Origin of the sequence: Pseudoalteromonas luteoviolacea, from assembly GCF_018100925.1 — a bacterium.
GTDB classification, from domain to species: Bacteria; Pseudomonadota; Gammaproteobacteria; order Enterobacterales; family Alteromonadaceae; genus Pseudoalteromonas; species Pseudoalteromonas obscura.
The window spans coordinates 182,652-192,950 of sequence record NZ_JAGJEH010000010.1 but is presented as its reverse complement, the minus strand read 5'-3'; the positions used below and the strand labels follow the sequence as shown (position 1 = coordinate 192,950).

9 protein-coding genes are annotated in these 10,299 nt (G+C 43.0%); 8 read left to right on the top strand and 1 reads right to left on the bottom strand.

What is annotated here, in order from left to right; genetic code table 11:
• The first annotated feature begins 23 nt into the window (after positions 1 to 23).
• The 6 genes from J8M00_RS21220 to J8M00_RS21195 all read left to right on the top strand — a co-directional run bounded on the left by J8M00_RS21220 (position 24) and on the right by J8M00_RS21195 (position 7,478).
• On the top strand, positions 24 to 1,232 hold the full coding sequence (locus tag J8M00_RS21220) for a DUF642 domain-containing protein (RefSeq protein WP_211012469.1): 1,209 nt from the start codon (positions 24 to 26) through the stop codon (positions 1,230 to 1,232).
• 271 nt (positions 1,233 to 1,503) lie between these two features.
• A complete protein-coding gene (locus J8M00_RS21215) occupies positions 1,504 to 2,940 on the top strand; it encodes a peptide MFS transporter (protein WP_023397641.1) in 1,437 nt (478 codons plus the stop codon).
• 430 nt (positions 2,941 to 3,370) lie between these two features.
• Positions 3,371 to 4,417 carry a 4-hydroxyphenylpyruvate dioxygenase gene (gene hppD / locus J8M00_RS21210; RefSeq protein ID WP_211012468.1) on the top strand — a complete coding sequence of 349 codons (1,047 nt, stop codon included), beginning with the start codon at positions 3,371 to 3,373 and terminating at the stop codon, positions 4,415 to 4,417.
• A 133-nt stretch (positions 4,418 to 4,550) separates the two neighbouring features.
• Positions 4,551 to 5,864, top strand: a complete 1,314-nt coding sequence (gene fahA, locus J8M00_RS21205) for a fumarylacetoacetase (protein WP_211012467.1) — start codon at positions 4,551 to 4,553, stop codon at positions 5,862 to 5,864.
• Positions 5,865 to 5,986: 122 nt separating this feature from the next.
• The gene (locus tag J8M00_RS21200; RefSeq protein WP_211012466.1) at positions 5,987 to 7,102 is read left to right on the top strand and encodes a peptidoglycan DD-metalloendopeptidase family protein; all 1,116 of its coding nucleotides are present in this window, start codon (positions 5,987 to 5,989) and stop codon (positions 7,100 to 7,102) included.
• Complete coding sequence (locus tag J8M00_RS21195; protein ID WP_348772563.1) at positions 7,092 to 7,478, top strand: bactofilin family protein; 387 nt, start codon at positions 7,092 to 7,094, stop codon at positions 7,476 to 7,478. Before J8M00_RS21200 ends, J8M00_RS21195 begins: the two co-directional genes overlap by 11 nt.
• Here J8M00_RS21195 and J8M00_RS21190 read toward each other — a convergent pair.
• A complete protein-coding gene (locus tag J8M00_RS21190; protein ID WP_211012465.1) occupies positions 7,475 to 7,942 on the bottom strand; it encodes a hotdog fold domain-containing protein in 468 nt (155 codons plus the stop codon). The two genes, J8M00_RS21195 and J8M00_RS21190, sit on opposite strands and share 4 nt — an antisense overlap.
• A 285-nt stretch (positions 7,943 to 8,227) precedes the next feature.
• Between J8M00_RS21190 and J8M00_RS21185 the strand changes: the two genes are divergently transcribed.
• Positions 8,228 to 9,406 (top strand): multidrug effflux MFS transporter, encoded by a 1,179-nt coding sequence (locus J8M00_RS21185; protein ID WP_211012464.1) that lies wholly within the window; start codon positions 8,228 to 8,230, stop codon positions 9,404 to 9,406.
• A gap of 249 nt (positions 9,407 to 9,655) precedes the next feature.
• Positions 9,656 to 10,291, top strand: a complete 636-nt coding sequence (locus J8M00_RS21180; RefSeq protein WP_211012463.1) for a LysE family translocator — start codon at positions 9,656 to 9,658, stop codon at positions 10,289 to 10,291.
• Positions 10,292 to 10,299 lie beyond the last annotated feature (8 nt).

Genomic DNA, 10,299 nt, shown 5'->3' with positions numbered 1-10,299 from the left:
GGTAAGTAAGTTGGGAGTAAAGTATGAAGCTATCCACGTCATCTGTATTATTTATTGCTGCATTGACATCAAGCCAGAGCGCGCTGGCTGACACGAATTTAATTGCCAATGGTTCTTTTGAACAATCAGGAAATATTTCAGGGACTTGGAAACTCTTTAATAACCTCCCAGGCTGGCAACGTACTGGTGCACGCTTTGAGATCCAAACTGATCGCCTCGGGTTAATTGCACCACAAAACGGCTCACAGTACCTCGAGCTAGACTCAACGAGTAACTATACTGCATACCAGTCCATCGCGACAGAAGCAGGAAAACGCTATGTTGTGAGCTTTTACTACTCTCCTCGCGTGAGCAACAATAGCCAAACAAACCAAGCAACTGTTTCTTGGGATGGACAAGTTGTTGCAAGCTTAAACGGCACTAGTCGCGGCTGGCAGCATGTGACTGTCACAGTTTCTGCAAACAGTGCTCAAAGTGTGTTGGCATTTTCTGGTAGTGGTACATCTGACTCATATGGTGCATTGATTGATAATGTGTCAGTAACCGCCGATTGTGTCACAGGTTTATTTGGCATAAACAACTATGGCAACGCAGGCGATGGTTACATTTTCAACTTCAATTTAGATTCTATGACTTATAGTAAAGTAGCTGGCGTTTCACACACAGCATCTAATATCGCCAGCAAAGATGGCGTGCTGTATTTCATGGAACAAAATGACAAACAAACCAAAGCTTCCACATTATGGTCGCTTGACCTAGACGGCAATGTAGAGACTGCCGTTGCCAATGCGACATCATGGCCTATATACCGCTCAGCGATCAGCGATGATGGATTGCACCTTCGCGCGACCAGCAAAACCTACATGTATGATTACAACTTGGAAACAGGCGCAAAAACAGTGCTAGGTAAATTGAAATATGCAGGTGATGACTTCAGCCACGGTGATATTGCTTATTCTGCTGACAACAACATTTTGTATGTATTAACAGGTAAAGCACTATATACCCTTGATACCGCTGATATGAGCTTAAGTAAAATCGGCGAACATGGCGTAAACTGGGCATCTGGTCTGGCAATTTCTGACGACGGTACCTTGTATATTGCAGGACGACAAAGTGGACAAAATGCGAAAATTTACTCGCTCAATCCAAACACAGCAGTTGCCACAGAGCTTATGGAAGGTCCTGCTCATATTAATGACTTGACCTTTGTTGATAATTACTGCCGCTAATATTTATCAGTGCTTAAAACCAGCCTATTGGCTGGTTTTTTTATGCTTGAAGTCTACTAAAGCCATCTGGTAAGGCTTCCCCAATGCCATTGCGCTGGGTATACTGACGCGTTTTTATTGCATAGTTAGTCACTACTGACTATGTGTGTAAAGCTTTTGGGTACTGGCCTCCCCTTCAAAGCAAGTGTGATTTTTTCTTGGAATTAACGATAAATGACCACTAATAATTAAAGGCCAAATAACACATTATGACTAAGTTTGGGAACAAAACATGAATTCATTACCTAATCGCGGTGAGTTTTTAGGCCATCCTAAGGGCCTATTCTTACTGTTCGGCACGGAAATGTGGGAGCGATTTGGCTACTACGGTATGCGTGCAATTTTAGTACTTTATCTAGTAGCTCAGGTACAAAACGGTGGTTTTGGTTGGACCAATGCCGATGCATTAAGTCTATACGGTACATTTACAATGGCCGTTTACTTAACCCCGCTGTTTGGTGGCTGGCTAGCAGATAACGTACTTGGGCAACGCAAAGCCATCATCATTGGCGGCATCTTAATGGCCGCGGGCCACTTTATTATGGGTATTCCTCACAGTGTTGTGGCTGGTCAAGAGGAAAACGTCTTTTATATTGGCTTAACACTACTATGTATCGGTAATGGTTTATTCAAGCCAAATATCTCCACCATGGTCGGCGATTTATACGAAGAAGGCGACAAACGTCGTGATGGCGCATTCACCATCTTCTATATGGGTATCAACTTAGGGGGTGCATTGGGCCCTATCGTTGCTGGTTATGTTGCATCAGAGATAAACTGGCAAGCAGGCTTTGTCGCGGCAGGTGTCGGTATGGTCATTTCTGTAGTAATGCAAATGTTACTTAGCAAAAAGTACTTAGGCGACATCGGCGTTGTACCATCCGCTAAATTATCTCAGCAACAATCAGAGTCTGGTACTAAAGAGCCCCTAACAAAAATTGAGAAAGACCGTATCCGCGTGATCTTTACTATGTCTGTATTTAGTATCATCTTTTGGATGGGCTTTGAACAAGCCGGTGGTCTAATGAACCTATTCGCCAATGATTACACTAACCGAGTGTTAATGGGCTTTGAAATCCCAGCGTCTTGGTTCCAGTCTTTGAACTCCATTTTCATTATCATCTTTGCTCCAATTGTGGCAATGATCTGGTTAAAGCTAGATAAACGCGAGCCCAACTCGCCAGTTAAGTTTGCCATAGGTTTGGTGTTTTTAGCACTGGGCTTCCTAACCATGATGTTTGCATTGATGACAGAAAGCGCAGCGCCAGGTGGAACTCTGCAGATCAGCATGATGTGGTTAGTGCTTTTCTATTTATTCCACACCCTCGGTGAATTGTGCTTGTCTCCTATCGGTTTATCTATGGTAAGCAAGCTTGCGCCACTTCGCCTTGCATCTTTACTGATGGGTATTTGGTTCCTGTGCACCGCCGTGGCTAACAAAATCGCTGGATTCGTCGGTTCATTCATTGGTGAAGGCCAAGAGGCTATGAATAATGCAATGGGTATTTTCATCGGTCTAGGTGCAACCGCGCTGATCTCAGCCCTAGCAATGTACCTTTTAAGTAATAAGCTGGTTGATTGGATGCATGGCGCCGAAGGTGACAACGAACCTCATACGCAAGCACACTACCTTGAAAAAGAGCTTGAAGTGAGCGGTGAAAGACAATAAACCGCAAATAAAATTTACTAAAAGCCGTACTTTATAGTGCGGCTTTTTCATTTCCCAACCTCAAAACGTAAAGGTAAATTTACACAGTTTTGCAGTATACAGCACACACGGCCATGACCAGCAACAATAGGTTCATGTATTAATAAATGTGTTAAAAAAAATAAACTACAAACAAAACATGCATTTATAGAAAATAAAACCCACAAACCAGACAAAACACTAACCCGATTTTCTGTTCAATTACTGCTTTTCAATCTAAAAAAATTGTCGATTTCCATTTTGTCTTAAAACAGCACCAAATGTGCAGTCAAATTTACAAAACGGCTAACAGTGAATTGCGGTGAAAACCTTTCACTTTAGGTCATTTTGATTAATTATCCACTGCATAAATTACAACAAGCAATCCAGTGCTTAATGCAGGAGAATGACAATGAGTGAAGTAAATAATCCTCTTGGCCTTGTAGGTATCGAATTTACCGAATACGCAACCCCAGACGCAGATTACATGGACAAAATCTTTTCGGATTTTGGTTTCTCTAAACTTAAAAAGTTTAAAGGTAAAGACATCGTTCATTACAACCAGAACGAGATCCATTTCTTACTAAACAACGAGCGTGGCGGTTTCTCTGCTGAGTTTGCTAAGTCACATGGTCCAGCTATTTGTTCAATGGGCTGGCGTGTAGAAGACGCACAAAAAGCGTTTGAAGTTGCCGTAGAGCGCGGTGCAAAACCAGCAACAGACTCTGCAAACAAAGACCTACCATACCCTGCAATTTACGGTATTGGTGACAGCCTAATTTACTTCATCGATGTATTCGGTGATAAAGGCTCTATCTTCGAAAATGATTTTGAAGATCTAGCTGAGCAAAACATTGTAGAAGACAAAGGTTTCATTCGTATCGACCATTTAACTAACAATGTTTACAAAGGTACAATGGAAACATGGGCAAACTTCTATAAAGGCGTATTTGGTTTTGAAGAAGTTCGTTACTTCGACATCAAAGGCCAGAAGACTGCACTACTTTCTTACGCACTTAAGTCACCTTGTGGTACTTTCTCGATTCCAATCAACGAAGGTAAAGATGACAACAACAACCAGATCGATGAGTACCTAGACGAATACAATGGTCCGGGCGTACAGCACCTTGCGTTCTTAACGAACGACCTTGTTGGCTCTCTAGATAAGCTAGACAAAACAAACATCGCGACTTTAGATATTGTTGATCACTACTACGATACAATTTTCGACCGTGTTCCTTGGGTTGCTGAAGATAAGCAAAAGATCAAAGAACACCAGATCCTAGTAGATAGCCAAAGCGAAAACTGCTACCTACTACAGATTTTCACTAAAAACCTATTCGGTCCTATCTTCATTGAGATGATCCAACGTGTTGATGACGGTGGTTTCGGTGAAGGTAACTTCCAGGCTCTATTCGAGTCAATTGAACGTGACCAAGAGCGTCGTGGTGTGATTTAATCATCCACCAGCAAAGACAAATTAAAAAGCAGCTTTTCTAAGCTGCTTTTGCTATTTAAACTTGGCCATATTCTGGCGAAAGCACAAATTAAAATGCATAGTCATATGCAGCTTGTATAAAAAAGGAAAGACCATGTCTTTTATCAATGAAACACACGATATTAATTTAAAGAGCTGGGTTGCAAGTGCAAACCAAGCAGGTACTGACTTCCCAATTCAAAACTTACCATTTGCCTCATTTCGTCGTAAAGGCAGCAACGAAGAGTTTCGCGGCGGTGTAGCAATTGGTAACCAAGTATTGGACCTAGCAGCTGTTGCAGCAGCAAACATTTTTGACGGTGTGGCACAAGAAGCTGTTGAAGCAGCAAACGCACAAGCGCTAAATGAATTTATGGGTCTTGGTAAAGCACATTGGTCAGGCTTGCGCCTTGCACTTTCACGTGCTTTACGCGAAGGTTCTGAGCATCAAAGCACGCTTGAAGGCGCGCTAGTTGCTCAAGATGACGTTGAATACGCCCTACCATGTCATATCGGTGACTACACTGACTTTTACACGTCTATCTATCACGCTACAGCTGTAGGTAGCTTATTCCGCCCAGATAACCCTCTTTTACCTAACTATAAGTGGGTACCGATCGGTTACCATGGTCGTGCATCATCAATCGACGTATCGGGTCAAACTTTCCCACGTCCTAAAGGACAAACGAAAGCACCTGATGCAGATGCGCCTTCATTCGGTCCATGTAAACGTCTTGACTATGAGCTAGAGCTTGGTATCTACCTAGGCAAAGGCAATGAGCTTGGTGACGCAATTAGCATTGCTGATGCTGAAGACCACGTATTTGGTTTCTGCCTATTCAATGACTGGTCTGCACGTGATTTACAAGCGTGGGAATACCAGCCACTGGGTCCATTCCTTGCGAAAAACTTCGCATCAACTGTTTCACCTTGGGTTGTAACAACTGAAGCATTAGCACCGTATCGTACTGCATGGCATCGCGACGAGAACGACCCGCAACCAATGAGCTACCTTGAGTCTGCACAAAACCGTGAAGCTGGTGCGTTTGACATTCAAATGGATGTATTGATCGAAACAGACAAGATGCGCAGCGCGAATGAAGCGCCAAGCAAGGTGTCTGAGTCAAGCTTTAAGCACAGCTACTGGACTGTTGCGCAAATGGTTACACACCACACAGTAAATGGCTGTAACTTCCTACCTGGCGACATGCTAGGTTCTGGTACTCAGTCAGGCCCTGAGCACGAAGAAGCAGGTTCACTACTTGAACTTTCTCGTGGTGGTAAAGAGTCTATTACACTGAGCAACGGCGAAGAGCGCAAATTCCTTGAAGATGGTGACAAGGTAATCATGCGTGGTTGGTGTGAAGCAGATGGCTTCAACCGCATTGGCTTTGGCTCAGTAGAAGGCACTGTACTTCCAGCAAAGTAATTGAATAAAATAATTTCATTCAAATCAAAGGCGTGCATAAACACGCCTTTTTTTTGTATTTTTATACTGGCTTTTTGTATAAAAATTGTTAGAGTTAGGCGTTATCTAAATTTTTGAGTGTTATGTTAAGCGTTATCAAAAGCCTAGTTTTTAAGCTATTTCAACCAAAACAATTGATGTTGCGTCAAAATGGCGAAGTAAGTCTGTTGACAGTACCTTCTTGGTTACAAATAGTGCTTGTAATAAGTGTAATGACGATTTTAGCTTGGCTTGGGTTTTCAACATCACAATATTTCTCGCAAAAAATACATCTATCGCAACTGACCAGTGAAGTCTCCCATAAAGAAGAAGCTTGGCTTGATAAACACGAGGCGCTGCAAGCAAAGCTGGCTCAACAGCAAACACGTATTGCACAGCTTGACGCACAGCACGCCGTGCTCAATGAGTTGATGGCTTCATTGCCTCATACTATCACCGAAGGCGAAGCTAACTCAGCAGAGAAAGGCAGCTCAGATGTAGAGCCAAAGTCAGACGAACATTTAAATAATATTGAACTACATCAGGAGCACAGTGACTCTTTTCACCACCATGCCACTGAGCTTAACGATGCACAAACTCAGTTGCTCAAGCGACTTCACCATCTAATTGCTAATCGAAATGACGTGCTTTTGGCTAGTATGCAAGAAGCGGGGATTGAAGCCGATACCTCAAGCCAAGCACAAGGTGGTCCATACCATCAGGTGCAAAGTGACAAATTGCCAGCTGCATACTTACAAGCAATAGACAGCTCGGTGAGACTCAACCAACTCGAGAGCTTAGTACAAAACCTACCTGCGAGCATGCCCGTTAAAGAAGATAAATACTATATTTCCAGTGCATTTGGTTACCGTAAGGATCCTATCACAGGCCGACGCGCATACCATAAAGGGGTCGATCTAGCGGGATGGCACAAAACAGAAATTTTAGCGCCTGCAGATGGACAGGTTGTCCGAGCAGGTAAATATGGTGGCTATGGTAAATTTGTGGAAATCCAGCACGCGAATGGAGTTACGACGCGATACGGTCATTTACATACAATTAAAGTGAAAAAAGGGCAGCAAGTTCGTCAATCTGATGTCATTGCTTTGATGGGCAGCACAGGAAGAAGTACCAGTACGCACTTGCACTACGAAGTATTACAGGATAAAAAGCATATTAACCCTGTTAAACTTGCAAGAGTACTCGAACGTGTTCAATAAACTAAAGAATAATAAACCCCATACGCTCTATGTCGCCATGATATCGCCTAATACCAAAGTCATTGGAGATATCCAATGTGACGGTGAAATTCAAGTTGATGGTATTGTATCTGGTAACCTTGAGGTCGAACATTTGGTCATCGGAGAACAAGGCACAATAGAAGGCAATATCAAAGCGACTCAAGTTCATGTAAAAGGTACGGTCAATGGCTGTATTTCAGCGCAGCAAGTTCGTTTAGAGCCTACAGCAAAAGTTCATGGAGATATCATTCATGACACTCTGAGCATCGAAGCTGGAGCACACATTGAAGGCAAGCTCACGCATAAAACAGACCTATCCAATGTCACTCCAATCGAAATGCAAGATCAGGCTTAACTTTTCGCTGTAATATACATAGTGACATCGGCGTGAAAGACTTTCACGCCTTCGGTATTAAATACTTCAACAGGCACAATGATATCTTCTTTGTCTTGCCAATCATGAGGCAATGGAATAACCGCTTCTGCTTTTAGGTCTGTATCCGCTTTTTTCAAATATTGAACTGTCATTCCTTTTGGGATCCACCTATGAGTCTGCACAGGAACAGTCGCATCTGTGACCACGCCGGCACACAACTCAGCTAGGTTGCACTGGGCAATGGCGTGAACAGTGCCTATGTGATTGTGAACTGCACGTCGATTTGGCATCTGTGCGCATATTCTCCCGCTACTTAAATGCGTGATCTTGGGTTTGATTGTCGCAAAGTACGGTGCCCTTCTACAAACAGCCTTACTGAAAAGCCAATTGCCAAATGGCAGCCATTTGATTCGTTTATATATTTTTAGTAGTGAACTGGCCATATTCTATTCCGCAGATTGTTTTGACCCAAACTAACACATCAGACCAGTTATCTCTAGTGTTAAACAAGCACCATTTGTATCTGATCGAGCAACCGCGCAACTACTTGCTATGACCAGAGTAATTGGACTGCAATATAAAATTGTCTCATTAAATTGCCTTAGTGCTTAATTGGTATGCATATTTCTTATTTATTCCTTTAATTTAATAAAATATTTCACGATGGCGGCGATTTGTCCTGTCTTTTTTCTCACCGCGCAATACAATAGCGACGAAAAGGAGACACCATGCAACACCGAACCAGCAAATCACTTATTTTTATCCTTGCCCTATTGGTTGTTTTTTGCCCTCTTGGCATCGATTTGTATTTACCCGCTTTTGTAGACATGCAAAATGCGCTCGCCGTAAGCGAGGCAAAGATTCAACAAACTGTCAGCATTTATATGCTTGCTGTTGGGCTTGGGCAGTTAATTGCGGGGCCACTTGCAGACAAGTATGGGCGAAAGCCAATCGCATTGTCCGGTGTAGCACTATTTATGATCGGCGCAGCTGTGGCCACTTTGTCTGATACTTGGGGAGCAGTGATGTTAGCCAGAGTCTTACAAGGCCTTGGCGCATGTGCTACTTTTGTTGCCGCGTTTGCCATTGTCCGGGATAGCTTTGGGCACAAAGGCAGTGGTCAAATGATCACTTACCTAAATGGTATTGTGTGCTTTATTCCCGCGCTAGCACCTATTCTGGGCGCATGGCTCACCGTTGAATTTGGCTGGCGAAGCAACTTTGCTTTTCTATTTGTGTTTGCCGTTGCTGGTCTTGCTTTACTATGCGTCATTTTCAAAGAAACCAAGCCTGAAGACTCTATATATCAAGGCCATATTTTAGATCTACGTCGTTTTTCACCTATGTTGAGCAGTACAAAATTTATGTTCAATGCGGCTATCACTATGGTCTGTATGTCAGCCATGCTGGTGTTTGTCGTCGGTGCTCCTGGATGGATTATGTCTCACCTAAGCTTGCCAATGGCCGACTTTACCTTGTGGTTTGCCATCAATGCCGCCATTAGTATCGTATCTAGTTTTATTGCCCCCCAATTCATAAAACGTCATAGCCGTCGCGCACTGCAATTTGGCCTGAGTCTATTTTGTGGCGCTGGTTTCATCACGCTATTATTACCTCAGAGCAGTCTTATCAATTATATGCTACCAATGTATATGGCATCGATTGGCTTTGCTTTTACACTCGGTGCGGCCGCTGGTAACGCACTGGCTGAGTTCCCAAGGCAAGCGGGAACAGCTTCAGCATTGATTGGACTAATGCAAATGAGTGGTGCAGGGCTATTAATGGCCATGACACAGCCTCTGGAACTTCTCGCACCATGGCAATTGGCACTGCACTTATGCTTGGCAACACCATTTTTAGCTTTGCTATTCACAAAACATAGACAAGCTTTACACAGTGCCAGTTAATATGCAGGAAATTGTGTAGAAGTCGTAAAACTGTCATATGAGCAAGGCATAATTTACCTAATAGCTACACAGGCTGTTGTTTAGGAAGACTCACGACTTCTTTTTAGCATTTATATTTGATCAATATCCCCCAACCTTTTTATGCGGGTTTTTTTATACCCGCATAGTTTTCAAAAATTGCAATAAACCATTTCCAATCATTTTCCGAATGATTAAACTAACCGCTAACTTAATTACAATTATTTGATTATGCTTAATCCTGAATTTTTGCTCTCATTTTTATTTGCCAGCTTTATCATCGCAATCGCCCCTGGCCCCTCAAATGCATTTTTAATGGCACAGACTTTCACCCATGGTAAAACTGCGGGTATGCAAAGCGCATTTGGTTTTGCATTAGGTGGTATCGTCCACACCATCTTTGCTGTTATTGGTTTGTCTGCCATTTTAAAAGCCTCAGAAACAGCCTATACCACAGTTCAGTACCTCGGTGCTGGCTACTTAGCCTATTTGGGCGTAATGACATTCAAAGCAACCCTAAGTAAAACAAATCAGGACACCCAGCAAGGCACTGATGACCTGAGCCAACCGAATAAAAATGTCACCATTCAAGCCATGATGACAGAAGTGCTCAACCCAAAAGTGGCATTGTTTTTCATCGCTTTTATTCCACAGTTTGTTGACACCAGTCTAGATACTTCCACTACAGTTCAATTGGCTCTATTTGGATTACTCTACCCAATATTGGCGTTTCCAGTTGATTGCGTTTACGTATATGGCGGGGACAAAATAGCGGGCTACTTTCGTGCTCATCCACAAGCCCCGATTTGGATAGATAGAGTTTCAGCAGCCATTTTTGTCGCCCTTGCGGTTAACCTCCTCTTGTAAGGATAGAT

Excerpts from the sequence above, each read along its gene's own strand:
- J8M00_RS21185 (WP_211012464.1), top strand. The coding sequence starts at position 8,228 with ATGCAACACCGAACCAGCAAATCACTTATTTTTATCCTTGCCCTATTG.
- J8M00_RS21200 (WP_211012466.1), top strand. The coding sequence starts at position 5,987 with ATGTTAAGCGTTATCAAAAGCCTAGTTTTTAAGCTATTTCAACCAAAA.
- J8M00_RS21180 (WP_211012463.1), top strand. The coding sequence starts at position 9,656 with ATGCTTAATCCTGAATTTTTGCTCTCATTTTTATTTGCCAGCTTTATC.
- hppD (WP_211012468.1), top strand. The coding sequence starts at position 3,371 with ATGAGTGAAGTAAATAATCCTCTTGGCCTTGTAGGTATCGAATTTACC.
- fahA (WP_211012467.1), top strand. The coding sequence starts at position 4,551 with ATGTCTTTTATCAATGAAACACACGATATTAATTTAAAGAGCTGGGTT.
- J8M00_RS21220 (WP_211012469.1), top strand. The coding sequence starts at position 24 with ATGAAGCTATCCACGTCATCTGTATTATTTATTGCTGCATTGACATCA.
- J8M00_RS21215 (WP_023397641.1), top strand. The coding sequence starts at position 1,504 with ATGAATTCATTACCTAATCGCGGTGAGTTTTTAGGCCATCCTAAGGGC.
- J8M00_RS21190 (WP_211012465.1), bottom strand. The coding sequence starts at position 7,942 with ATGGCCAGTTCACTACTAAAAATATATAAACGAATCAAATGGCTGCCA.